This window comes from Microcoleus sp. AT9b-C3 (assembly GCF_036705485.1).
GTDB lineage: Bacteria > Cyanobacteriota > Cyanobacteriia > Cyanobacteriales > Microcoleaceae > Microcoleus.
The window spans coordinates 81,261-106,258 of the sequence record NZ_JAUBUR010000004.1 but is presented as its reverse complement, the minus strand read 5'-3'; the positions used below and the strand labels follow the sequence as shown (position 1 = coordinate 106,258).

Sequence of the window (24,998 nt, the reverse complement as noted above, 5' to 3'; positions counted from 1 at the left end):
GGGGTTCCTCTTGAAAGGGAGTATAAAGGTCGAAAGACCTTCTTATGCTGTGTAAGACCAATTTAAGCACGGGTTTAAACGGGCAACGGCAGACGAGACGGGAAGCCCTAACTATATCGGTACTCCGATTAGTGATGGGTACTTCACTACCCGAAGATAGAGACAGCAACAGGGCATTAGACATTAAAATATTGTTATCAAAATGCGCGCTATCTGTTTTCGGCAGTCAACGCGCAGGCCTTCGATTCCAGTTCTTGCTTCCTCAAGTTTGGGGCTGTGAAAACTTGTCTGGGAGTTACCCAGAAAGCTGGTTTTTTTACGAAATAAAATCGTTACAGCCACCAGCAAGAGTAGACAAACCCGGAAAGCTGGAATTTTTGGGCCTTAGTTTTCTTATAATCTCGATCGCAGATAGCGAATTTTGGCAAGCATGAGCGCAGCAATTTAACAATTATTAATTACCCATTGCCAATGAAAAGTCAAAAAGAAATTTGGCGAGTTATTCTCGCAGTAGCTATCAGTATTGTAGGCGTGCTGCACTTTGCAGTGCCCGCACCTTTTATCAGAATCGTGCCGCCCCAGCTTCCTTACCCGGAAGCATTGGTTTATATCAGCGGTTTTTTCGAGGTTTTGGGCGGAATTGGGCTGTTAGTTCCTCCTGTCAGCAGGGCGGCGGCGTGGGGATTAATTGCCTTGTTTATTGCCGTGTTTCCAGCTAATATCAATCAAGCCGTCAACAACATTCCCATAGAAGGGATTCCCCACAACCAATTACTGTATTGGTTCAGGCTGCCTTTTCAAGCCGTCTTGATTGCTTGGGCCTGGGTTTATACCCAACCAGACGAAGGTAAACCCCGGGCTTCTCTAGTTCCAGATAGAACAGAAAATGCCCGATGAAGCAGTTTGACTACTCTTTGGATTTTAAGAACATCGACTTTCGACAGCACCCGGAACTTTATCGGGTAGGGAAAGGAGAACAGGGAGTGTTGTTGGTGGAACCCTACAAAGGAGAAATTCTGCCTTTCTGGAGATTTAAGACTCCTGAAATTGCCAGGGAGTCCAGCAGCAAAATTTACTCCTTGTTTTTAGAGTATCTCGATCGCGAAGATTTTGTTGGAGCCGACATGGCCCGCAAGTTCTTACAGATGGGGTATACTAGATCGCGTCGCTACGCCAACCACAAAAGCGGTCGAAAATACCAGCAAAACCCTCAGAAGCTGAAGTCTGTTGCAGAGCAAACCGTAGCTCGAAAAGATATTTTGCCACTAGAAGCAGATCCGGTGAAAGCAGAATCCGCCGCCATTTTTAAAGAGAAATGGATGCTGGCCAAAATCAATGAGAAATATCTCCAGCTTTTAGCCAGACACCGGCAGATGTACGAATCTTATTTAGTCAAGTCTGAGGATTGACATAAAGTTACAAAAACTCAGAACTTACAATTTAGCCCCCAGGTAGCGGTACAGTTGTGCTTGACTATCTGGGGGCCGCATCGATCGAGGGTTGTCCTATAACTTACTCATCCTCTTCTTCCGCCTGCCACTGTCGCCAAATTTCAAAAGCATTAAAGCCCCTGTATTGCAGGTAATTCAAGACTTTGCCCTTGGTTTTCGGATCTGCTTTACCCCAAGTATCGATTTTGTATTTCCGCATGACTTTGGCTTTTAATTCTGCCAGTTTTTCTGCTTCGGAGTCCTGATTTTCGGCAATTTCTTCTTCCCAGACTTGCTCAAACAAATCGTTGGTAATTCCTTTTTGCAGGCACTTGCGCTTGATGGCAGACTTCCCGTATTTGCCTGCTGCAGAGGCGATCGAGTTTGCCACCAAGCGAGTGTCGGACTGATAGCCGCGGTCTTGAATTTGCGCGATCGCCTCCAATATTTCCTCATTGCCAAAACCTTTCTCTTGCCCCTTTTTGCGAAGTTCAGAGGCACTGTAGTCTTTGCGGGACAAGAGAAAATAGAAATAGTCAAGACAGCTCATCAGTTAAATCGAAGGGTGGCGCGCAAATACTCGTGTAGCGAAGCCCAATCCAGTCGCCTTGCTATCGGCTGACTGCATCACGCGCGGCGAAGCTATCCCGCAGGGAATCGCCTCTATTCTTCTGTATCCTCCTCTTCATCATCCACATCCACATCCGGTCTGTCCACATCGATCTGAATCAAGCGAATGTGCTTGTATCCGAGCTTAATTTCAAACTCGTCTCCCGGCTTTAATCCCATTTCTTGGGTATAATTTGCCCCGATCACGATCGAACCATTCTTGTGAACGCTAGCTCGATAACTTGCTTCTCGTCCGCGTCCGTCTGCTTTCGACTTCTCTAGCTCAATGCCCTTAGCAGCTAACACTGCATCGTAAAACTCAGCCAGATTAATCCGGGTTTCTCCACTTTTGCTGACAGTGAAGTAGCCGCAAAGCTTTGCAAGTTCTCTGCGCGGCAAATCACTGCCTTTGATTTTTTGAAGCAGACCTTTTCCTGTTAAGGGTGCTGTAGCTGTTTCTGCCATTGACCGTACCTCGCTTATTGGACTTTACTTATATCAATTACAACACATTAGATGAACTTTGTTTCACTGTCAATACTAAGAATTCTGAATATTAAGATTCTGGAGAAATTTCTGCCGCCTCAAGACCGGGGGTGCAAGTAAGGATGCTCGAAGGGCGATCAATTTGCTCCTCGCGACCCAAATGCTTGTGTAAGCCTCGGAGCGATCTCGCGGGGAATTATTGTCGCAAATTAAATGTTTTACTTTTTTACAGTAAAGTCTGTTCCCTGCATTCACCAATCCCCGATCGAGTCTGCGGTCAAGGTAAAAACAAGACAGCCATGAATCGAAATACCTAGAGCGCGACCGCTGCAAATCTACCGAAAGCATTTACCCGCCGGGGTTAACTTTTACCTCAACAAGGGGAGGCAGCACTTGTTCTCAATGCCCCTGCCAGTTACTTGCACGCACCAGTTTACAAAAAGAATCCAACTGTAGGCAAGCTCCAAACCCTTATGGAATAAGTCATTCCCAATTCTTCAATCTAAAATCTAAAATCTAAAATCTAACATGGTATAAACCCTACTTTTTGGGCTGGAAATCCCCTCAAAACCCCAAATACCAACGAGCAATCTTTTATTAAGGTGTGGGGCATATAACTGCCACAGAACGCAGTCTGGGGAAGCCAATCCGGTAAAAATTGAAGGAAATTTCACCTCTTCGTTGAACGGATTTAAGCTAAAACCCGACTCAATGGGCGCGGCGGCAGAAACATCCGGCAGCCACTAAGAGGGGAATAGTTTTGATCGGGCGAGATTGCTTCGCGACTCTTAACACTTCGCCAAGAATCAGTAGAGGTCTAGGCGTAACTCGGGAAAATCTTCCTCCTCCGGCCCCAAGCCAGATAATTTGAGGTTATTTCCACAGGGGAATTGAAAAAAACCGAGTTAAATGCACAACTGCTTAAATGTTTGATGCACTACAAATTAGCAGCGGTTCCCGACATGGACTTTTGATGGGAATCTATTGGTTTCCACTCGTGGGCTGTAAACTGCCAGACTCTCAAAATTTATCCACCAACTGGAGGGGCGCGTCAATCGATTTTAGATTTTAGATTTTAGATTTTAGATTAAAGAATTGAAGCATTGACCCTACGGATAAATTCGGGGGGCAAGTTTCATCGGATACAGGTTTTTTATTTCTGGACGGATGAATCCGGGGGCTTGTATCCTGGATGCTTTCGGTCAAACTCACGCTGCTTCCATAATTAATTGTGAAATATAGCAACCGCGCTGACGGTGAGGACGTTCTTAATTGTTGCAACTCTGGCTTTTATTGTCTTGTGCCAAAGGACGAATGCTCCTGCTGCCGAATCAGCCCGCCCAAAAACGCATAAAAGCCACCGACTCCTGTCGTGGAGAGATCAAAATTTTAGACTATTGTTCAAGCTTCCAGATTCATCTGTGGAGTAAATCTAAAATCTCAAATCCTTCGACTCCGGGCTCAAGCCGAAGTCTAAAATCTCAAATCGACTGACGAATTCTATATTAAGCACTCCCGGACATACTCTCTCCACGAGAAACCCTGTTTCTTCCTAGATACTTGGTTGCGCTGCTGCTGATTTTGGCTAGAAACCGGCTTGATGAAGGTAAGTCCGAGATTCGATCGAGCAGTATACTTTTGATCGCTTTGCCAGCGGCACCCGATCGCAAATTGCCAGCACAAAACCCACCCAGTTTGGAGCCAGGTCAAGAGGGTCTAAATTCAGCATCGCAGTGGGCGATCGCTTTTAGTGGCGTTGTTGCAGGTAATTTTGCGACAGGGGAGTCCGTACCGCTGGCAGTAACTCTTCTGGTTTCGTGCTTCGCTGGTTCGAGTACCGCCACCCAAAAAAGCCAGCACTCAAAGCAACGGGTAATAAGCAAAGTATTAGGGCGACAGATGTTTTCAGCCCCGGTTTTTTTAACGGTTTCTGAGTCGCTGCAGCGGCGCGAGTTGCTTGGATCGCCGCACACTCAGAATGAGGAATAGAGGACGGCGAAGCCGTCGGTGAGTTCGGTGAATTAGTAGCATCGGGTCGATCGTTCTGGTGAACCCAATCCCTACGATCTTTTAATTGGTTGGGATATTCCCAGACTTCGCCGTCAGAATTGTCTGACTCATGCGATCGATTGGTTGGGATTGGGGGGTATTGGGCGATCGCCGAAACCGAAGACGGGGCCTTCCATTCAGTACCCGCCAGCACCGGTTGCGTTCCCGACGCGATTATGTGCACCATAGAACCGGATGTCGGGCTGTGGACTGGGGCGCCGGTCAAATAGCCGTCAAAGTCCGGGTGCTGGTAGAGAATCGGTAAAGCCCAGTATAGCTGGTGAGAACCGTAGGCAGAAATTAACCCAGCTCTGGCCCGGCTCAGGCTGAGATCGACTGGATAGCCTTGATTGAGGTTGCGGTAAAACAGTCGCGTCAGAGTTAGGGCTACATCGTCGGGGATGCTTTCTGCCATTGCTAGCACAGCCGGAATGCCTCGCTTCACTAGAGCTTCGGTTAAGTTCCGTTCCGGGCTGTCGTCCGCGAGGTCTGAGGGGTCGCCGTAGGCGCCGCGGCAGGAGTTGAACACGGCCATCTGAATACCGTTGTTAACGAGCAATCCAGCTAAGTCGTCGCCACTGAGGGTTTCGGTTAAGCCGGTGCGGCTGCTGACTAGGTAGAGTTCGCCACCTCTGGAACCTAAGTTGCTGTGGCCTGCGTAGTGCAGGACTTGGTAGTGTCCTTGTTCTAGGGCTTGGGTAAGTTGTTCTCGATCGGGCTGTTCGAGAATAGTCAGTTGAATTTCCGGGGAGTGGGGGTTGTTTTTGAGAGGATTAGCGGTGCGGTTTTGGAGTTCTTGTTGCAGGTGGAGCACTTCTCGCTTGAGCTGCAAGCTGTCTCGATCGCTCGGAGACGCGATCGCCATTAAAATTTTTAGCGGCCCGCTACTAGGCAGTATCCGGGTTTGTTTGAACAAACTTGTACCTGGTTGGTAGCGAGAAAACACGACATCGGTGCCGGTTGCCAAAGGGCGATCGCCGGCGTGCAGAACTTCCCACGGCAGTCGTGGCAAGCGCCGGCCTTTGAGTCCGAGTCGCAGTTGCAGCACTTCTCGGCGGTGCTGGGCAATGCCTTGAGCGCAAGTCCAGCTATCGCGCAAGTTTCCTTGAAACAGCCCGCTGTATAATTGTTGCCCCAGGGCTACTAAATTCGGCGCTGAGTTGTTTCCCGAACCGGAGAGGCCGCGACCAGCAAAATTGGTTCCCTGTACTGCTTTTCCCTGGAGCAAGCCCACCAGCGGGTCGTTCATCAGTTGAGCAGACAGTGCAAGCCATTCGTCGATCGGCCAGCGGACTTGTTGTTCGGCTAAGGGTACACCGGGTGCAACCCTTTCTGTCCGCACTAGATATTCGTCGTCCCCAACAGGGGTGACTGAGAGTTGAAATTCCTGGCTCACCGGTTTAGCGCCCTCCCGCCTTAATTCTGAATTTGCCTGCGTTTTTGCGGCTAGCAATAGCGATCGGCAAAAATATTTTTACTCTTTCAATCAAAGTTTCTGAATGCGCTTCCCCCGATCGGGCGATCGCTAGGGTCATATATATTTGTTCAAACACTTTGAGGATATAAAAGTTGTACTTTAATAACAGTTTATTAGTTTTGATTGCCCTGTGGCTCGGTGAAAGCCGAATTTTCTCCAATCTTGCTATCTTTAACATTTTGCACCTCTACCGCAGACCCCTTTAGATTCGTCGTGAACTTGAGTTTCTCATTGCTGAGTAAAGTAAAATTGGAGGCACTTTACCAGGCGGATCTCTAGTTCTTATTAAAATTACTTCGGGTCTCGCCAACCGGTTTCAGGGCAATATCGCAGGGAAAGTTGAGTATTTTATTTTTTTTGGCGATCGGTCGATCGGTCTTTACCGCTTATCCTCTAGCACCAACCCCCCATCTGTAATCTTGATTTTGTGTCAATTAATTAATTGGTCAGCCCTGGGATCTCATCCGTAAGTGCTCCGCCCTCATCCTTAAGACCTCAGTGGCGATCGGTAATCGATAGTTGACCATCAATAATTGCTAATAACTTATTGCTAATTTGCCGCTTTTATGATATAGAAAACTTTTAATTTAACTCTCTTAATCTAGTTAAAGTTAAGCAGCAAAAATAAACGTAAGCAGCCAAGAACTCTCAACAATACAACGGCAATCAAATTATTCCGGTACTCTCAAGCAACCATCATTTTTGGCATCTAGAGGATTACGCCTCATCAGGCCGGTTTCTCCTATAATTATTGGATTTGGTAGGGAAGCCTCTACAAAACCATAGGGTTTCGCAGCCTCGCCGTGGGTCATTCCCGCTCAAAATGCCGATCGAGCTTGCAACTGTCACCAAAAACGACTTCTGCACTACTACTTTTTAACACATTTCGCAATCCTTCTTGAGATAGATATATTTTGGCAGAACTCTTAGTATTGAGCCGAAAAAAAACTTTTGCTCAGTTCGCGAGGTTTCCTCGAATCGAGAGAAAATTGTGCAACTAAAAATTAGAACAAATATTTGCCCGGGCGAATTATCTAAATTTCTAATTAATCATTGGGAACTAAAATTAGAAGCGTGCAGTCGTTTAGTCAAGAGATTCAAATTCTAAGTCAGGGAAGGATTTGTCAAAGCTGGGAGTGTTACAAAACTTCAATACACCCAGCCGAACTCGGAAAAAAAGCAAGGGTAAAATTGGGGGGATACAGGTTTTGGGTAGTTATTTAGGAGTTGTCAGTTGCGAGTTTAAATTCAGCTAATTCACTGTAGAAATTACGTAGAAAATCTACAATTTGAGGCTTTTCGGCGCAGCTTACTGTAGAAATTACCGAGAACATTCTAAATGCTCGGATCTTGGTCGGATTACTTACAGTGGAGGTTGCGGCTCCATTAATTTTGGTACGCAATGTCAGAATATAAAACTCGCAACAGAATGAAAAAAACCTTGCATTTTAAGTGGCATCTATTAAGAGCAAAGATAAGGAGACGAGCTCCTCTAGCAGGCGAAAGCATGAAGTTAAAAAAAAAAATTTTGTGCAGCCTCCTGTTTGCTGATAAATTGATTCTAAGAAGCTTACCATTTTTTGGGAAATATCAACGATGGATGACCTATTTTCGTTAGAAGAAGGACAGGAAAAAGTTTTGGCAGTTCAAAATGAAACACAAAATCCTGTCGAGGACTTAGGCAAAAACAGCCCTACACTTTCCTCAGAGGAGTTAGACGATTTAATTAACTTAGCACTCGCCGAAAACACCGACGGCGTTACCACATTTCTGAATCAGTCTAACGGCGGATCCACGACAGGTGTGGGCGATGACGATGATGACGATGATGACGATGACAACGACAGCGACAACATTTTCCAGACCTTCGGAGGTACGGAAACGGAAGAGGATGGTTTAGATGATGGCAGCGGCATCGATGGCGGCCCAACCGTCGGTACCGATAACGATGACCTAATTGTCGCCACCGGCCAGCAGGATCAGATATTCGGCCAAAAAGGCGAAGACACACTCAAAGGAAACCCTGGCAAAAAAAATAAAATGTACGGGGGTAAAGGTGGCGACGATTGCGAAGGCGGCGATGACGACGATGAAATAAAGGGCGATCGCGATAAAGATAACGTTAAGGGCGGCAGAGGCAACGACACCCTTAACGGCGGTAAAGACAATGATACCGTCCTGGGCGGCAGCGGCAACGACATCTGCGAAGGCGATGACGGCGATGACTTGGCCCACGGCAATGAAGGAGATGATGACGTTAACGGCGGCGCCGGCAACGATACCATCTACGGTGGCAAAGACAACGACGATTGCGAGGGCGGCGAAGGCAACGATACCGTCAGGGGCGATCAGGGCAACGACAACGTTAGCGGCGGCGACGGCAACGATACCGTTAACGGCGGCAAAGATAACGATACCGTTAGCGGCGGTGTAGGCAGCGACAACTGTGCAGGCGACGACGGCAACGACAACGTTAGCGGTGGTGCCGACGACGACAGCGTTATGGGCGGTGCCGGCAACGATACCGTGATGGGCGACGACGGCGACGACAACGTTAGCGGCGGCGGCGACAACGATACGGTGATGGGCGGTGCCGGCAGCGACAACTGTGCAGGCGACGATGGCGACGACAGCGTTAGCGGTGGCATCGGCGACGATACGGTGATGGGTGGCGACGGCAGCGACAACTGTGCAGGCGACGACGGCGACGACAGCGTTAGCGGCGGCACCGGCGACGATACCGTGATGGGTGGCGACGGCAGCGACAACTGTGCAGGCGACGACGGCGACGACAGCGTGATGGGTGGCGGCGGCGACGACAGCGTGATGGGCGGTGCTGGCAACGATACCCTCGTCACTGGCGACGGCAATGACATGACAGACGGTGGCGACGGCGACGACAGCGTTAGCGGCGGCGGCGACGGCAACGATACGCTGATGGGCGGCAACGGCAACGATACGCTGATGGGCGGTACTGGCAACCATACCTGTGTAGGCGGTGCTGGAGATGACCTTTATGTGGTGAGTAACAGTACCTCTGGGGCAAGTGCAGTCATCACTGACTACGAAGACGGCACAGACAAGTTTCTGCTGTTTGGCGACTTGAACTTTAGCAGCTTGACCTTTATACAAGTCGGTGGCAATACCGAAATTCGGGTCAATAACTTCGCCTTGGCGCTATTGTTGAATGTCAACGCAACGCTTATCACTGCTGGCGACTTTTTAGGAGTTGATCCTCAAACTCAAACTCAAACTCCAACTCCAACTCCAACTCCAACTCCAACTCCAACTCCGATTGTTAACCCTCCGCGAGTGCAAGTTAATGAGCTCCTGATTGCTGGTTCCAGCGGAGGCTCGCAAACTATTACTTCTGAGTTGTTGCGTGTTGTCGATGATGAGCAAGGTCCTAGCAACACAGTCATCAAGCTAACCGAGCTGCCCGATCCTACAATCGGCCAACTATTCTTTAATGGAGTCGCCGTAACACAAGTCGGTTTTACCTTAACTCAAGCAGACATTAACGCAGGCTCGTTAACTTTCAAAGCGACAGTAGGTTTTGTCGGTGCCGCTACTTTTGGTTTTGAAGCTACCAACGGCAGAAGAACTCTCACCGGCCAGCGTTTTAGCTTGAACGTCGAGCAAAATGTCTTTAAGTTTGGTGGCACTACAGCACCTCAACTTATTTTCGGTTCTGCGACGCTCGATAACGACATCGAAGGCGGCGAGGGTGACGATAACATTACAGCCGGCAAAGGCAAAGACACAATCATCGGCGGCAAAGGCAAGGACACAATTAAAGGCGGCGATGGCGATGACGATATCGACGGCGGTGATGACGATGATGATATCGAAGTTAGCCTAGGCAAAAACAAAGTAAAAGGAGGCTTGGGCAACGACACAATTAAAGGCGGCGATGACGATGACGATATCGACGGCGGCGATGACGATGACGATATCATCGGTGGTAAAGGCAAAAACACACTAAAAGGAGGCTTGGGCAACGACAAAGTTCAAGGCGGCGATGATGATGACGATATCGACGGCGGCGATGATGATGACGATATCATCGGTGGTAAAGGCAAAAACACACTAAAAGGAGGCTTGGGCAACGACAAAGTTCAAGGCGGCGATGATGATGACGATATCGACGGCGGCGATGACGATGACGATATCGAAGCTGGCGGCGGCGATGACACCGTAATAGGCGGTGCTGGCAATGACACATTAACCGGAAATGATGGCGATGACTCGATCGAAGGTGGTCTAGGAACCAATAATCTGAGTGGGGGTAATGGGAACGATACCTTTATTTACCTCACTTCCCGCCAAGAGGTTCAAACAGTTGTAGAAGCTGACTTTATTACTGACTTTAATGTCGATGACGATGTTTTACAGCTTTCTACGGCAGCTTTTGGTAATCTCAGCGTTTCTAGTTTGACCCGACTGGAGATTACTGCTACTTCTACTGTGGGGTCGATCGGCAGCGCTAATTTGCTCGACTTCACCCTGGATACCAGTGTTAACAGCATCGTGTCTTTGCAACTGCGGTTTGCAGAGTTGGGTGGCAACACTGACTCCCCTATTTTCTGTCAGTTTATAGATGCCACTACCGGCCGTTCCGTGCTGGTATTTAGTTTTGGCGCGCGCTTTGAAGTTGTCACCAGTTTCTCGGTGGACATTCGCCTGGATGTCAGTAACTTTGTCTTCATCGGCGAGCCACTAAATGTTCCTGTCGGTACTGCCGGCCCTGACAATTTCGATTTCGGCACTTATCCGGCTGCTGTTAAGTTCGATGGTTTAGCAGGCGATGACAAGATTGTCGGCAGCAATTTTAACGATACCATCCTCGGCGGCGACGGCAACGATACCATCACCGGCGGCCTCGGTTTGGATGTCATAAGCGGCGGCAGCGGTGCGGATCTGTTTGTTTACAGGACAACTAAAGAAGGCGGCGATAAAATTTCCGACTTTAAGTCTGGAACTGACAAATTCGAGTTTAGCGCGAGCGCTTTCGGCAATCTGACTACGACTAACTTTGACGGTGTTAGCGGTTCAACTCCTGACATTACTGGCAAAGAGTTAGTGATTTTCACAGGCGGAAGTTATGCCTCTTTGGAAGCTGCACAAGCTAAAGCCGTGGGCAATTCTACAACTGCTGGTTTCTTCGCATTTACTAATGCGTCGAACGAAACGGTGTTGTATTTTGACTCGAACGGTACGGTGACAGGTGGTTCTACCTTGATTGCGAATCTGGGTACTGCGGCTAGCAATCTGGGAACGGCGGACTTTGTATTTACAGGTACGATCGCCTCTCCTGCTGGTACTACTACCAACTCAGGCAGCATTGTTGATTTAACTGCTGCTGGGAACTCTTACCCAAGCGAGTTTAACAATTTCGGTTCCGGTGCTGGCGGCTACAACTTCACCACTCCTGTGTTATTCACCGGAGATGCGAAGGCTAACAGCGTCACTGGTACTGAGTTTGCTGACATCTTCAGCGGCGGTTCTGGTGCAGATGTTCTCACAGGCGGTTCTGGTGCGGATCTGTTTGTTTACAAAGCAGCAGGCGAAGGCGGTGATACGATTACTGACTTTACCTCTGGAAGTGACAAATTCGAGTTTAGCGCGAGCGCTTTCGGTAATTTGACGAGGACTAACTTTGACGGTGTTACGGGTTCAAATCCTGACATTACTGGCCAAGAGTTAGTGATTTTCACAGGTGGCAGTTATGCCTCTTTGGAAGCTGCACAAGCTACAGCCCTGGGTAATTCTACAACTGCTGGTTTCTTCGCCTTTACGAATGCGTCGAACGAAACGGTGTTGTATTTTGACTCGAACGGTACCGAAGCGGCTGGTTCTACCTTGATTGCGAATCTGGGTACTGCTGCTAGCAATCTGGGAACGGCGGACTTTGTATTTACAGGTACGATCGCCTCTTCTCCCACTGGTACTACTACCGACTCAGGTAGCGTTGTGGATTTAATCACTAATCCCGGTACTTACCCAAGCGACTTTAACAATTTCGGTTCAGGTGTTGGCGGTTACAACTTCACCACTCCTGTCTTGTTTACCGGAGATGCGAAGGCTAACAGCGTCACAGGTACTGAGTTTGCTGACATCTTCAGCGGCGGCAGCGGTGCAGATATTCTCACAGGCGGTTCTGGTGCGGATCTGTTTGTTTACAAAGCAGCAGGCGAAGGCGGTGATACGATTACTGACTTTACCTCTGGAAGTGACAAATTCGAGTTTAGCGCGAGCGCTTTCGGTAATTTGACGAGGACTAACTTTGACGGTGTTACGGGTTCAAATCCTGACATTACTGGCCAAGAGTTAGTGATTTTCACAGGCGGCAGTTATGCCTCTTTGGAAGCTGCACAAGCTACAGCCCTGGGTAATTCTACAACTGCTGGTTTCTTCGCCTTTACGAATGCGTCGAACGAGACTGTGTTGTATTTTGACTCGAACGGTACCGAAGCGGCTGGTTCTACCTTGATTGCGAATCTGGGTACTGCTGCTAGCAATCTGGGAACGGCGGACTTTGTATTCACAGGTACGATCGCCTCTCCTGATACTGGTACTACTACCAACTCAGGTAGCGTTGCCGATTTAACTGCTGCTGGGAACACTTACCCGACCGACTTTAACAATTTCGGTTCTGGTGTTGGCGGTTACAACTTCACCACTCCTGTCTTGTTTACCGGAGATGCGAAGGCTAACAGCGTCACAGGTACTGAGTTTGCTGACATCTTCAGCGGCGGTTCTGGTGCAGATATTCTCACAGGCGGTTCTGGTGCGGATCTGTTTGTTTACAAAGCAGCAGGCGAAGGCGGTGATACGATTACTGACTTTACCTCTGGAAGTGACAAATTCGAGTTTAGCGCGAGCGCTTTCGGTAATTTGACGAGGACTAACTTTGACGGTGTTACGGGTTCAAATCCTGACATTACTGGCCAAGAGTTAGTGATTTTCACAGGCGGCAGTTATGCCTCTTTGGAAGCTGCACAAGCTACAGCCCTGGGTAATTCTACAACTGCTGGTTTCTTCGCCTTTACGAATGCGTCGAACGAAACGGTGTTGTATTTTGACTCGAACGGTACCGAAGCGGCTGGTTCTACCTTGATTGCAAATCTGGGTACTGCTGCTAGCAATCTGGGAACGGCGGACTTTGTATTCACAGGTACGATCGCCTCTTCTCCTACTGGTACTACTACCAACTCAGGTAGCGTTGCCGATTTAACTGCTGCTGGGAACACTTACCCGACCGACTTTAACAATTTCGGTTCTGGTGCTGGCGGTTACAACTTCACCACTCCTGTCTTGTTTACCGGAGATGCGACTGATAACAGAGTCACTGGTACTGAATTTGCTGACATCTTCAGCGGCGGATTGGGTTTTGATGTTTTCGACGGCGGTGCAGGTAACGACAGCATCTCCGGTGGCGCTGGTAACGACAGTCTCTTCGGCAACGTGGGTAGCGATACTCTCAACGGTGACGAGGGGAATGACACTTTAATCGGTGGTGTGGGAACCAATGTTCTCAACGGTGGTGCTGGTGCGGATCAGTTTACGTTCCTCGGAACTACTGCTGGCGGCGGGGATGTAATTACCGATTACAGCATTGCTGACGATCAAATTAGCATCTCCAACACTGGCTTTCCAGCCTTCGGAAGCGGAACTGGATTTTTGACTCAGAATTTCTACGCTTACAGCAGCACAGTGTCTGATGTAACTGTGTTTGAAGCAACTTTAACCCAGCCGTCGATCATTGCTCTCTATGACGGTTTGTCTACTAAACTGTATTACGATAGCAACGGTTCTACGGTTGGCGGTAACAGTTTGTTTGCAACTGTCAATAATGTCGATTTTGGAATTTCGGGTGGTTCTGAATTGTTCTTGTTCTAAACGGCAAGAATCCTAATCGGGATATCGGCGGTACGGATGGGGACACGGTAATGCCGTGTTCCTACAAGATACGAGTAGGGACACAGCATTGCTGTGTCCTTTTTTTGTAATTGTTTAACAATTTAGCCGCTATTTTTTGGGTAGGAAAATGGCTTTGCGGTGTCCTCTTTGGCGTTGTTGTCGATGGTTGAAGTCGATCGCACTCGCGAGGGTAATTCCACCATGCAATCCGGTTGAGTTTACCCGTTACATCGATTCCGGTGGGAATCATTTAACCGCAGAGGACACAGAGGATACAGAGATAGGGAAGAGAGAGATGATGAATAGATGAATAATTCCAATGCCAACGGATTTGATATTACCCAAAATCAGGACACTGCGCCGTGCCGTTTCCTTACAATTAATTGGAAGGTGGTTAAATTTGTATTCATTAATCCCTCTCCTGTGCAAGTACCAACTCCCCTTTACTTTTTGATAGTAAATTGTCATAACTTTGATTTTAGTCAACAGGTTTTTTAACAATTAAGCGCAACAGCTTATGATAAAAATTTATAGTTTAATGGTAGGAGTGAAGCGGGCTATGCCCATCCTACAAATAAAGTTCTCGATCGCCCAAATCTAAAATCTATGAGTGCCGACTTCTCTACTGAAAATCCCTTGTCAGTCAGTTTCGCCGATGTGGAGGGGGCGGCAAATCGCTTGCAGGGCACAGCTTTCAAAACGCCGGTGCTGACTTCGGAAACTTTCAACAAACGCACAAATTCTCAGGTATTTTTCAAGTGCGAGAACTTTCAGCGCACGGGTTCGTTTAAATTTCGGGGTGCTTGCAATGCTTTGATGCAGCTATCTGAAGCCGAAAAACAGCGGGGAGTGCTGACTTTTTCTTCGGGAAATCACGCGCAGGCGATCGCCCTTGCGGCACGGTTGCTGGGAATTCCTGCTACTGTTGTCATGCCTGCAGATGCGCCCAAAGTCAAGCAAGAGGCGACTCGCGGCTACGGCGCAGAGATTATTTTGTACGATCGCACTCAAGTTTCCCGCGAAGAGTTAGCCGCTAAAATTGGCGCCCAACGGCACTTGACAATTATTCCTCCTTACGATCATGCGTGGGTGATTGCGGGACAAGGTACGGCGGCGCTGGAATTAATCGCAGAAGTTGGGGAGTTGGATTTGCTGCTGGTTTGTTGCGGTGGCGGGGGTTTGCTGTCGGGATGCGCGATCGCCGCAAAAACTTTGTCTCCGCAGTGTAAAGTAATCGGGGTAGAACCGGAGCAAGCAGACGATGCGGCGCGATCGTTCCGCACGAAAACGCTACAAACTGTTACTAACCCGGATACGATTGCTGACGGTGCGCGCACGCCATCTTTGGGGAAATTAACCTTTCCTTTGGTGCTGCATTATGTTGATGATATGGCAACAGTTTCCGAAGAGGCAATTCGCAGTACAATGTTTTTTATGTGGGAACGGATGAAGATAGTTGTCGAGCCGACTGGAGTGCTGGGGGCAGCAGCTTTGCTTTCAGGTGTTGTGAAAGCTGAAAATGCGAGAGTTGGCGTAATTGTCAGCGGGGGAAATGTCGATTTTAGTCATTAGTTATTGGATATCGGAATGATTTAACTGCAGAGAACGCATAGAACACAGAGGGAGACAAGAGAGAGATGAATAATTCTGATGAAGTGCGGAATTGATATTATTAGTTAAGGAGCTTTGAGATGCTGCCATTAATCTTTGATACCTGCGTGCCCAGAGATGAGATTTTATCGGGGGACTTGTCTCTAGATTTATTTGCAGCAAAATTGCGGCTGGTAGTCGAAGGAACTGCACCTCAAGTTTATCAAGATGCCAATAAATTCTTTGCCAATACCTTCGCAACTGATGGCATTAAAACCCTAATCCGGGAAGTTTTCAGCCGCTTGATGAAGCAAAGCGCCGGGGCTGGGGTGGTTCGTTTGGAAACGAGTTTTGGGGGCGGCAAAACTCACGATGAAATTGCACTCTGGCATATCTGCAAGCAAGGGCGAGAAATTCACGGGTTGGAACGCTTTACAGATATTAGCGTTATTCCCGATCGCCCGATCCAAGTTGCAGCGATCGACGGTCGAGATTTAGACCCAGAACAAGGAGTTTATCACTCGGACAGCGGCTTGACAACCTACACTATTTGGGGCGAAATTGCTTACCAAATTGGCGGGATTTCAGGCTATCAGTTACTGCAAGGCAGCGATACAAGCGGTGTCAGCCCCGGTACTTCGGTGTTAGAACGGTTGACGGGGGGACAGCCGACTGTGATTATTTTAGATGAAATTGCCCGGTATTTGCGATCGGCAAAAGCGAAACAAATTGGCAGAAGCGATTTAGCCAAACAAGTGGTAGCTTTTCTATTTTCCCTGATGGATTTGGCGGCAGCCTGCGATAATTTAGTATTGGTTTATTCCCTCGCCTCGACAGCAGATACTTTTGCGGAAGAAACGGCAGAATTGCAAGAAACGATGCGCGCTTCCGCAAGACAAGAAAGGGTGTTGAGTCCTTCTACAGATATCGAAATTTACAACATCGTCAAACAGCGCGTGTTTGACAGAGTTAGCGAGGAAGCGGCGCAAAAAGCGGCATCGGAATATTTGGCGGCTTATCGCAATTGCCGCGTTAATTTGCCCGATGGGTGCAAAGATGCGTCATACTCAGAAGCGATCGCCCAAAGTTATCCGTTTCACCCGGAATTGTTCAATCTTCTTACTAAAAAAATTGCTTCTATTCCCGAATTCCAGAAGACGCGGGGCGCTTTGCGATTGTTCGCGCAAGTCGTGCGGCATTTGTGGGAAAATCGCGACGGTTGGATGCCGATGATTCACACGCATCACATTCCCATAGGGATGGATGGCGAAATTACTAACGATCTGACTTCTCGGTTGCAGCGATCGCCCTTGCGGAATGCGATCGGCGCTGATATCTACAATCCCGATGGTAGGCCGGCTTACGCACAATTGCAAGATGGGGAATGGATAGCAGCGGGAAAACCGCCGTTTTCTACTTGGGTAAGCAGAACAATATTTTTGCATTCTCTGACTCAGGGAAATTCTTCGGGTATTCGGCTGGCTGAGTTGAATTTATCGCTGCTGACTCCAGGGGTTGATAGCGGTTTTGTCGATCGCGTTTTAAAAACATTGACGGAGGTAGCCTGGTATTTAGACTCCGATCCGATCACATCTTTAGCCCGGTTTAAAGAAGAACCTTCGATTAATAAAATCATTACCGAAGAGAAAGAACAAGTCGCTATATTGGCGGCGAAAGAAGATTTGAGAATTCGTCGGGATAGCATTTTTGCCAAGAAATTCTTTACCTTAGTTTCTAATATCGACAGTCCCGGCAATGTAGACGACAACCCTGATAATGTGGCGCTGTGCGCGATCGACTTTGACGATGCCACGGTGAATGCTTCTACCGACGCAGCGCCGGAATTAATCGAGAGAATTTTCAACAATAGCGGCGAATCAGGGAAGTTTCGCACCTACCGAAATCGCTTGTTATTTTTGGTGGCAAATCGGCGAGAATTAGAAAGGGCGATCGACAATACCAGAGAATACAAAGCAATTCAAAATATTCTCAAGAGTCAGAACCGGATGGAAGATTTATCTGGAAGCCAGCAAAAGGAATTGAAGGAACGGGAAGGCAGGAAAGATATGGAGGTGAGAGTATCTTTGACTAATGCTTACCGCCATTTATTTTATCCGTCAAATGACCAAGTAAAAGCACCGAAAGGATTGATGCACTACACTCTTTCCGCGCAGGATGCGAGTATGGTGAAAGGCAAAAATAACCAGCAAGATGTGATTCTCAAAGCCCTCAAAGATTGCGGCAAGATTCGCGCCGAAGAAGCTAAACCTTTCGCCCCGGCTTTTATCTTGCAAAAAGTTTGGCCGGCGGGGTTGGATAGTTGGACGACGAAGGCGCTGCGCGATGCTTTTGCTAAGGATTTGAGTTTGAATATTCTCCTCGATGCGGAAGTTTCGATGCTGCGGGAGACGATTCGCGAAGGGTTGAAAATGGGGAATTGGGATATGAAAGTCGGGGAGAGACTGTTTATCAAAACTGATGATAGCGTGTTGGCGCTGCCGGAGACGATCGAATTTAGCGATCGCGCCTCCCTCTACAGACGCGGCATTCTCGAACCTCCAGCGCCCAAAGAAGTGGAACTCAGCGCCCAATTGATGCCGAGTGCAGAAGCGGCAAAACCCGTGCGTGTCAGGTGGAAAGCCAAAGGAGCACTGACGGTTAGTTTGTATCAAGATAATATTTTAGTGCCGGGAAATTTCCGCCCTTCCGATGAGTGTGAAATCACCATTGTTAATAACACTATTTTTCGTGTGGTGGCCGATTATGGCAACGGGGAGACAGCAGAAAAAGCAACCAATGTAAATCTAAATTCTCAAGTTTCTAGCGTTCGAGATGGTGGCAATTCTCCTTATGTTGTGGAAGGGCTACAGGGGACTTTGTGGGAGGCGAAACCGCAGATTATCGAAAGTGACGGCACGATTAATAAGGTATTTGCGGAATTGGGCGATCGCATTAGCGACTACAAAGTGCAAGGCATCGAAGTGCTAGAATTGTCTGTGGATCGGGTAATGGATTATCGCAAATTGGGAACAGCAATTTCCATATTGCAGCGCTGGCAACCCCACATCGACCAAACCGCAACCATTAAAACAGGCGACCAAGTTGTGAGGTTGGAATATGAAGGGGCGTTGCGGGGATTTCAGAGCTTTTTCTCCACTATCAACAGTTTGTTGAACAGTCCCGACGCGCAAGCCAATGTTAGTTTGAAAATCACCTTAGAATTCAAGCCAGCTTTGTCAGCAAATGCCTCGGATATTAGCAGTATAAAACAAACGCTAGAACGCAATCCTGTAGAACGTTTAAATTTAATGGCAAGGGTGATATATTGAGGAAAGGAGTCAGGAGTCAGGAGTCAGGAGTTAGAAAATAAAATTCAGGAGTTAGGAGTTAGAAAGGAGAATTTAGGATGAAACTCGAACCAGCTAAAAATTTTCAAGATTTAATTGTGTGGCAAAAATCTCATAAATTTGTTTTAGGGGTTTATAAGTTTACCAGTAAATTTCCAACTAGCGAACTGTATGGGTTAACTTCTCAATTTAGACGCGCAGCAGTATCTATTGCTGCTAATATAGCTGAAGGATTTAAAAAACAAGGTCTGGCTGATAAAATGCGATTTTTAAATATCGCCCAAGGATCTTTAGAGGAATGTCGATATTATTTAATCCTATCGGAAGACCTGAATTATCGGAATTCTCAGTCTTTAATCTTCGACATCGAAGAAGTTAGTAGATTGTTAGACTCCTACTATAGTAAAATCCGAAGTCGTAGAGATAATAATTCAGGATTAAGAAAAGAGACTTCAGGATTCAATAGTCAGGAGTCCGAATTTTGAATTCAGGAGTCAGAATTTTTACTCATCCCTTCTCGTGACTCCTGACTCCTGCCTCCTTTCTCCTAACTTTCTTCTCCCTTCTCCTGACTCCTGACTCCTGACTCCTTTCTTATGCAAGAATTTCAATTACGAGTTTTGCCTTTAGAAAATAATAATTTCGCTTTGGAACTCTATCAATGCGCTTACAAAAAAGCGGGTGAAAAAAAGCGTCCAGCGGCTAAAAAATTGGGGCGACTCAAAGGCAATGCGCTGGTTTTGGCGAGACAAAAAATTTATGCAACTCTCAAAGCGAATAATTACGATCCGAAAACTTTATCTCAGCAGCGACAAACGCCTTATATATTATCAGAAGAATCGGGGGTGAGTTTGGCAATTTTATTTCAATCGCTGCAACCGCTATCGAAAACTGAACGAATTGCGAATATTGCCGAAGGGATTATGGCGATGAGTAATGAAGAGGCACATTATTGGTTTGGACAAATTGCCAATGGCAATCGTTCAAATGCTTTGAAAGCTTTGCGGATTTTATTGGGAGATTGAAATTATGAAAGTAGCTGATTTGTCAAACGAAACTTTAGCCAAGATTAAAACAGTGCGGTGGGATCGAATTATTGAGAAGCATGAAGGGCCGGAGACATGGGAGTCGGAGTTTAGATACGGCGAACCGGAATTTATGGAAATTGAGGGGCGGTGGGTGTTATTGCCCGTTGAAGCATCTCGTCACCAAAATATCACGATTTTGCGGACGATTTGGAGTGCGGATGGTAACTCGCTGACTCTGTTTCTTAAGGATACAACTTTTGATGATGATATGTTTGTATCGGGATATATGGCTGTGTGCGATCGCCCAAAAGGAGAAGAGTTTTTCTTAGCAGTATTGTACCACGAATGGTTTATCATTGAAAAAGCAGAGGTATTTGAAGGTTGAGCTAATAATTTTTGGGATAATACCACGCCCTCTGCTTTTAACTGCTTCCAAGGCAGAGCCTGAAAATGCCTAAAGTCTCTGATTCTGGATCTGCTGTACCAGGCACAGTTGGATAACAAGTAAATTTTTTGAAGAGGGGAATTGATTATGGTTGATGTAAGAAGTGCAGTAGTTGCGGCTCGCGAACATTTTAGTTCTTTGCAAGATCTGATAGGTTTTGGTACCGAAGATTTGAGGCTAGAAGAAGCCGAACTTTCAGAGGATAAAAAACACTGGTTTATTACATTGGGATTTATCCGACCAGTGGATAAAACAAGCAATCCCCTTGCTGATTTGATCGCAACTCGCAATTATGAACGAGAGTATAAAGTATTTAAAATAGATGCCACAACTGGGGAAGTGCAGTCTATGAAAATTCGCGAAGCATGAAAGATATTGTTCGTTCTTTATTTCAGAAATACAAACAGAAAGGAATTTTAATTGATACAAATATCCTTTTGCTATGGTTTGTTGGTACGGTTAACCGGGAGCGAATTTCAAAATTCAATCGCACCGAAAAATTTGTCCCCGAAGATTACGATTCTTTGGTGCAAATTTTGTCTTATTTTAACAAAATAGTTACAACTCCAAACATCCTGACAGAAGTTAACAGTTTAGCGAATCAGCTTGGAGAACCCGAACGTTCTCAATGTTTGTCTGTATTTGCTGAAGGAGTGGCCAGATTAAATGAATCCTATCTGGAAAGTACGGAGGTTGTTAGGACAGACAGTTTTACTAAATTTGGTTTAACGGATTGTAGTATAATCAATCTTGCTAAGAATAAATATCTCGTACTTACTGATGATTTTAAGTTAGCTAATTACCTTCAAACACTAGGAATTGACACTATTAATTTCAATAATATTCGCCCCTCTGGATGGAAGTAAAATGAGTGACTGTATCAAAAAACGCCCCAAACTATTCATCGAGAAAATCATGCCTGTAAATCTGCTAAACCAGCAGGTTTATTACGAGCACGGCGGCAATCCATTTAAAGGATTGCATCGCTGGTATTCGCGCAAACCTTTATCGTTTTCTCGCGCTTCGGTGTTGGGGTCGATTTTACCCGCTGATATCTCTTTAGAAGAGTTTGAATATTTGCTGGGATTGGAACCGGGGAAGGAAATTAAACTCTACAAAACTCCCCCGTCTTCCGTGCGAATTAAAAAGGTTCACAACTATTGCGAGAAGGTGTGGGGGAATCGCACGCCGACGATTTTAGATGCGTTTGCGGGTGGGGGAAGCATTCCGTTTGAGGCGGCGCGGTACGGGTTGAATGTGTTGGCGTCGGATCTCAATCCGGTGGCGGTGGTGACGATGAAGGCGGCGATGGAATATCCGCTGAAATTTGGCCCGGATTTGCAGGAGGATATTGATAAATGGGTGAAATGGGTGGGGGATGAAGCTGAGAAAAGATTAACTGAATTTTTCCCTTCTTTACCGGGGGAAACTGTGCAGAATTATTTGTGGGCGCATACGGTGGTTTGTCCGAGTTGTCAGTCGGTTGTTCCGTTGAGTCCGAATTGGTGGTTGTATAAGCGCCCGGAAAAGCAGAATTTACATAAATGGTGTGCGGTGAAACCGATTCCTAACTTGGAACAGAAGCGGGTTGATTTTGAGTTGGTGAAGGGGAAGAAAGGCAAGGATACGACGATTAAAACCGATGCGGGGGAGTTCGATCCGAGTGTTCATAACACGATTAGCCGAGGTGTTGGCAAATGTCCTAATTGTGGGAATGTGATTGAGGATGATGTAATTAAGTCTCAAGCTCAATCAGGAAAACTTGGACATCAACTTTATGCGGTTGCTTATAAACAAGGAAAAGGTAATTTAGAGTTAAGACTACCCATAGATTTAGACTTAGATGGCATTGCTAAATCTGAATTATACATAAATAAAAATTTGGCTGATTTGCAGGCGAGTGGAGTTTTGCCTGATGTTGATGTTGCTCTAGGTGAAAAAACGAATGAATTAATCAGGTATGGAATAAATCAATGGCTACAGTTATTTAACCCGCGTCAGTTGCTAACGCTTGTCACTTATGTAGAAATTATCAACGAAGCTAAGGTGCTGCTACAGGCTGAGTACGAACCGGAGAAAGTAGAGGCGATTATTACTTATCTAGCTTTAGTATTAGATAGATGTGTTGATATCAATAGTCGTCTTTCAGGTTGGGATTCAAGCGTCGGAGTTCTTCGTAGAGCATCAGCTCAACACGCACTAAATTTATTATGGAATTATGGTGAAACAAGTGGCGATCCATATTTGTGGATATGGTGTAATGAAACTGCTAGCAAGCAATATATAAAGCTTTGCGCTTTATTCGGCACAAAACCCCACTCAACTGGTTTACCCGGCATCGAACAATACGACCCCAAAACCATTCAAATCCATTCCGCATCAGCCGATAGCCTCTATCACATTCCCGACCAATCTGTCGATGCAATTATCACCGATCCGCCCTACTATGCCACAATTCAGTATGCCGAACTTTCAGACTTTTTCTACGTCTGGATGAAGCGCACATTAGGCGATATATTCCCCGATTTATTCTACTCAGAACTCACCGACAAAGATAGAGAAGCAGTAGCCAATCCGTCGCGCTTCCGCAACATGCGCACATCCCCCGACGAACTCGCCAAACAAGATTACGAAGCAAAAATGGCCCTAGCTTTTAGCGAATATTACCGAGTTTTGCGCGAAGACGGCGTGATGACAGTCCAATTCAACCACAAAGAATCCGGGGCGTGGGACGTGCTCACAAAATCCCTCATCGATGCCGGTTTCGAGATTACCGCATCCTGGGCCGTCAGTACCGAAAACCCGCAAAACTTGCACCAAGCGCAGAAAAACTCGGTTTCCAGTACCGTCTTACTCGTCTGTCGCAAACGTGATCCTAACGCCGCCCAAGCTTGGTGGGATGACTTACAAATTGAAGTTCGCAACCAGGTTTTTATGAAAGCCCCAGAATTAGAGGAAGCCTTGCAAGTGACTACTTCAAGCGGACAAAAAAAAGACCCCGGCATTAACCTCTACCTGAGTGCCTTTGGCCCCGCTTTAAATGTGTTCAGCCGTTCCTATCCCATCCTCGACAGCAGCGGCGAAGAAGTGCGCCCGGAAGTTGCATTTGCTGAAGCCAGAAAAGCCATAGCAAACTACCGATTCCGCAAACTTGTACAAACCGATACCGCCGGATTTGACCCCCTGACTCAATGGTATTTCCTCGCGTGGGATGCCTTCGGCGCTGTCGAGTTCCCCTTCGATGAAGCGCGACAACTCGCCCTCGCCGTCGGCGGTTTCGATGTCGTTGATTTAGCAAAAAAATACAAACTGATTGACTCGGTTAGCGGCACTTGCAAATTTTTGACACCGAAACAGCGGCTGAAAAAATCAGCTTTTTCGGTCAATCCGCAAGATTTTTCGATTACCTATTTAGTGGATGGATTGCACGCGATTATCGGTTTGTATCAAGAAGATGGAGATATTCAAATCGTGCGCGAGTTTATGAAAAAAACGGCTTTGACTGATAACGATAATTTCATGCGGGCGATAGAGGTGGCGCTGAAAGTTATTCCCCGGATTGGGGATGAGAAGAAACGCATCCCGGAGGAGAAGGCTTTGTTAGATTTGTGGTTGGCGATGGATGAGATTAAGGCGAAGGTTGTTTATCAACAGATGGAGATTCAGTTTGAGGGGCAGTTGAGTTTAGATTTGAATGTAGGTGGTTGAAAGGATGAGAAGAGATCCCCCCTAACCCCCCTTAAGAAGGGGGGGACAAGAGTTTAATTCAAAGTCCCCCTTCTTAAGGGGGATTTAGGGGGATCGAGGACTGTGGCACATAACAAATAACCAATAACAAATTACTAATAACAATTATGCCGGATGTTTATGTGATCGGAGGTTGTAACGGTTCGGGAAAGACAACTACGGCGATGCAGTTGTTGCCGCATTTTCTCAATGTGTTTGAGTATGTCAATGCTGATGAAATAGCTGTTGGGCTTTCACCTTTCAATCCCGAATCTGTGGCGATGCAAGCGGGGCGATTGATGCTGCAACGGTTAGACGCGCTATCAAATGCCGCTGCTGATTTTGCTTTTGAGACAACTCTCGCCTCTCGCAATTATGTCCGTTTTTTGCGGAAGTGTAAATTAAAAGGTTATACTATTAATTTAATTTATTTTTGGTTGCAAAGCCCGGAATTAGCTGTTTATCGGGTGCGGCGGCGGGTAGAAAGTGGGGGGCATAATATTCCTGAAGATGTGATTCGCCGCCGCTATGAAAGAGGACGCAAAAATTTATTAGAATTGTACTTACCTTTAAGTGATACTTGTATAGTTTACGATAATTCAACTTCAATCTCTGAAGTGGTGGCTAGTTATAATAGTGCCGCAGCAGATCCAATTGTTTATCGATCGGAAATCTGGAACCAAATTACTGGAGGTATCGATGAATCCTGAACCACCCGCCCTCTCACCGCTGCATCAAAAAATTGATGCTGGTGTTAAAATGGCGATCGCACAGGCGATCGAGAAACACCGCAAACTCGGACAATCTATTAGTATTTGGCAAGATGGAAAAGTGGTGACTCTTTCTGCTGATGAGATTCCGCCACAACAAATACCAGAATAAGTTACC

General features: G+C 46.8%; 17 protein-coding genes. 13 read left to right on the top strand and 4 right to left on the bottom strand.

All coding sequences use genetic code 11. The features are described from left to right. Nucleotides 1-471 precede the first annotated feature (471 nt). Nucleotides 472-897: a DoxX family protein gene (locus QUB77_RS05490; protein ID WP_333170645.1), complete on the top strand. Its 426-nt coding sequence runs from the start codon at nt 472-474 to the stop codon at nt 895-897. Beyond that, nucleotides 894-1,409: a DUF4385 domain-containing protein gene (locus QUB77_RS05485; protein ID WP_333170646.1), complete on the top strand. Its 516-nt coding sequence runs from the start codon at nt 894-896 to the stop codon at nt 1,407-1,409. Before QUB77_RS05490 ends, QUB77_RS05485 begins: the two co-directional genes overlap by 4 nt. Nucleotides 1,410-1,512: 103 nt before the next feature. Here QUB77_RS05485 and QUB77_RS05480 read toward each other — a convergent pair whose 3' ends face one another. The 4 genes from QUB77_RS05480 to QUB77_RS05465 form a co-directional block, all read right to left on the bottom strand. Further along, complete coding sequence (locus QUB77_RS05480; protein ID WP_333085570.1) at nt 1,513-1,980, bottom strand: regulatory protein RecX; 468 nt, start codon at nt 1,978-1,980, stop codon at nt 1,513-1,515. A 113-nt stretch (nt 1,981-2,093) separates the two neighbouring features. Next, entirely contained in the window at nt 2,094-2,504 is a 411-nt protein-coding gene (locus QUB77_RS05475) for an AbrB family transcriptional regulator (RefSeq protein ID WP_172184952.1), read from the bottom strand. A gap of 1,768 nt (nt 2,505-4,272) precedes the next feature. Further along, nucleotides 4,273-5,970, bottom strand: coding sequence for a CHAT domain-containing protein (locus QUB77_RS05470; protein ID WP_333170648.1), 1,698 nt, complete (start codon nt 5,968-5,970; stop codon nt 4,273-4,275). Between the two features lie 4 nt (nt 5,971-5,974). Then, nucleotides 5,975-6,229 carry a hypothetical protein gene (locus QUB77_RS05465; RefSeq protein ID WP_333170650.1) on the bottom strand — a complete coding sequence of 85 codons (255 nt, stop codon included), beginning with the start codon at nt 6,227-6,229 and terminating at the stop codon, nt 5,975-5,977. A gap of 1,418 nt (nt 6,230-7,647) precedes the next feature. On the opposite strand from QUB77_RS05465, the gene QUB77_RS05460 reads away from it, so the two are divergent. The 11 genes from QUB77_RS05460 (at nt 7,648) to QUB77_RS05410 (ending at nt 24,992) form a co-directional block, all read left to right on the top strand. Continuing rightward, nucleotides 7,648-13,953 (top strand): cadherin-like domain-containing protein, encoded by a 6,306-nt coding sequence (locus tag QUB77_RS05460; protein WP_333322842.1) that lies wholly within the window; start codon nt 7,648-7,650, stop codon nt 13,951-13,953. A gap of 627 nt (nt 13,954-14,580) precedes the next feature. Next, nucleotides 14,581-15,546 (top strand): threo-3-hydroxy-L-aspartate ammonia-lyase, encoded by a 966-nt coding sequence (locus QUB77_RS05455; protein ID WP_333170653.1) that lies wholly within the window; start codon nt 14,581-14,583, stop codon nt 15,544-15,546. Between the two features lie 119 nt (nt 15,547-15,665). Beyond that, entirely contained in the window at nt 15,666-18,893 is a 3,228-nt protein-coding gene (locus QUB77_RS05450; protein WP_333170654.1) for a DUF499 domain-containing protein, read from the top strand. 77 nt (nt 18,894-18,970) lie between these two features. Beyond that, complete coding sequence (locus tag QUB77_RS05445) at nt 18,971-19,396, top strand: four helix bundle protein (RefSeq protein ID WP_333170657.1); 426 nt, start codon at nt 18,971-18,973, stop codon at nt 19,394-19,396. A 111-nt stretch (nt 19,397-19,507) separates the two neighbouring features. Next, nucleotides 19,508-19,936 (top strand): DUF7680 family protein, encoded by a 429-nt coding sequence (locus QUB77_RS05440; protein ID WP_333170659.1) that lies wholly within the window; start codon nt 19,508-19,510, stop codon nt 19,934-19,936. Between the two features lie 4 nt (nt 19,937-19,940). Then, entirely contained in the window at nt 19,941-20,324 is a 384-nt protein-coding gene (locus QUB77_RS05435) for a hypothetical protein (RefSeq protein ID WP_333170661.1), read from the top strand. Between the two features lie 147 nt (nt 20,325-20,471). Beyond that, nucleotides 20,472-20,753: a hypothetical protein gene (locus tag QUB77_RS05430; RefSeq protein WP_333170663.1), complete on the top strand. Its 282-nt coding sequence runs from the start codon at nt 20,472-20,474 to the stop codon at nt 20,751-20,753. Then, a complete protein-coding gene (locus tag QUB77_RS05425) occupies nt 20,750-21,250 on the top strand; it encodes a PIN domain-containing protein (protein WP_333170665.1) in 501 nt (166 codons plus the stop codon). The genes QUB77_RS05430 and QUB77_RS05425 overlap by 4 nt, the downstream gene beginning before the upstream one ends. 1 nt (nt 21,251) lies before the next feature. Further along, nucleotides 21,252-24,092 (top strand): DUF1156 domain-containing protein, encoded by a 2,841-nt coding sequence (locus tag QUB77_RS05420; RefSeq protein WP_333170668.1) that lies wholly within the window; start codon nt 21,252-21,254, stop codon nt 24,090-24,092. Nucleotides 24,093-24,238: 146 nt separating this feature from the next. Further along, nucleotides 24,239-24,820, top strand: a complete 582-nt coding sequence (locus tag QUB77_RS05415; RefSeq protein ID WP_333170670.1) for a zeta toxin family protein — start codon at nt 24,239-24,241, stop codon at nt 24,818-24,820. Continuing rightward, nucleotides 24,810-24,992, top strand: coding sequence for a hypothetical protein (locus QUB77_RS05410; protein WP_333170672.1), 183 nt, complete (start codon nt 24,810-24,812; stop codon nt 24,990-24,992). Before QUB77_RS05415 ends, QUB77_RS05410 begins: the two co-directional genes overlap by 11 nt. The last annotated feature ends 6 nt before the right edge of the window (nt 24,993-24,998 follow it).

What these genes read in the sequence shown, in the direction of transcription:
- QUB77_RS05445 (WP_333170657.1), top strand. Translation starts at nt 18,971, where the DNA reads ATGAAACTCGAACCAGCTAAAAATTTTCAAGATTTAATTGTGTGGCAA.
- QUB77_RS05450 (WP_333170654.1), top strand. Translation starts at nt 15,666, where the DNA reads ATGCTGCCATTAATCTTTGATACCTGCGTGCCCAGAGATGAGATTTTA.
- QUB77_RS05480 (WP_333085570.1), bottom strand. Translation starts at nt 1,980, where the DNA reads ATGAGCTGTCTTGACTATTTCTATTTTCTCTTGTCCCGCAAAGACTAC.
- QUB77_RS05490 (WP_333170645.1), top strand. Translation starts at nt 472, where the DNA reads ATGAAAAGTCAAAAAGAAATTTGGCGAGTTATTCTCGCAGTAGCTATC.
- QUB77_RS05420 (WP_333170668.1), top strand. Translation starts at nt 21,252, where the DNA reads ATGAGTGACTGTATCAAAAAACGCCCCAAACTATTCATCGAGAAAATC.
- QUB77_RS05415 (WP_333170670.1), top strand. Translation starts at nt 24,239, where the DNA reads ATGCCGGATGTTTATGTGATCGGAGGTTGTAACGGTTCGGGAAAGACA.
- QUB77_RS05410 (WP_333170672.1), top strand. Translation starts at nt 24,810, where the DNA reads ATGAATCCTGAACCACCCGCCCTCTCACCGCTGCATCAAAAAATTGAT.
- QUB77_RS05425 (WP_333170665.1), top strand. Translation starts at nt 20,750, where the DNA reads ATGAAAGATATTGTTCGTTCTTTATTTCAGAAATACAAACAGAAAGGA.
- QUB77_RS05435 (WP_333170661.1), top strand. Translation starts at nt 19,941, where the DNA reads ATGAAAGTAGCTGATTTGTCAAACGAAACTTTAGCCAAGATTAAAACA.
- QUB77_RS05475 (WP_172184952.1), bottom strand. Translation starts at nt 2,504, where the DNA reads ATGGCAGAAACAGCTACAGCACCCTTAACAGGAAAAGGTCTGCTTCAA.
- QUB77_RS05465 (WP_333170650.1), bottom strand. Translation starts at nt 6,229, where the DNA reads ATGTTAAAGATAGCAAGATTGGAGAAAATTCGGCTTTCACCGAGCCAC.
- QUB77_RS05485 (WP_333170646.1), top strand. Translation starts at nt 894, where the DNA reads ATGAAGCAGTTTGACTACTCTTTGGATTTTAAGAACATCGACTTTCGA.
- QUB77_RS05430 (WP_333170663.1), top strand. Translation starts at nt 20,472, where the DNA reads ATGGTTGATGTAAGAAGTGCAGTAGTTGCGGCTCGCGAACATTTTAGT.
- QUB77_RS05460 (WP_333322842.1), top strand. Translation starts at nt 7,648, where the DNA reads ATGGATGACCTATTTTCGTTAGAAGAAGGACAGGAAAAAGTTTTGGCA.
- QUB77_RS05455 (WP_333170653.1), top strand. Translation starts at nt 14,581, where the DNA reads ATGAGTGCCGACTTCTCTACTGAAAATCCCTTGTCAGTCAGTTTCGCC.
- QUB77_RS05440 (WP_333170659.1), top strand. Translation starts at nt 19,508, where the DNA reads ATGCAAGAATTTCAATTACGAGTTTTGCCTTTAGAAAATAATAATTTC.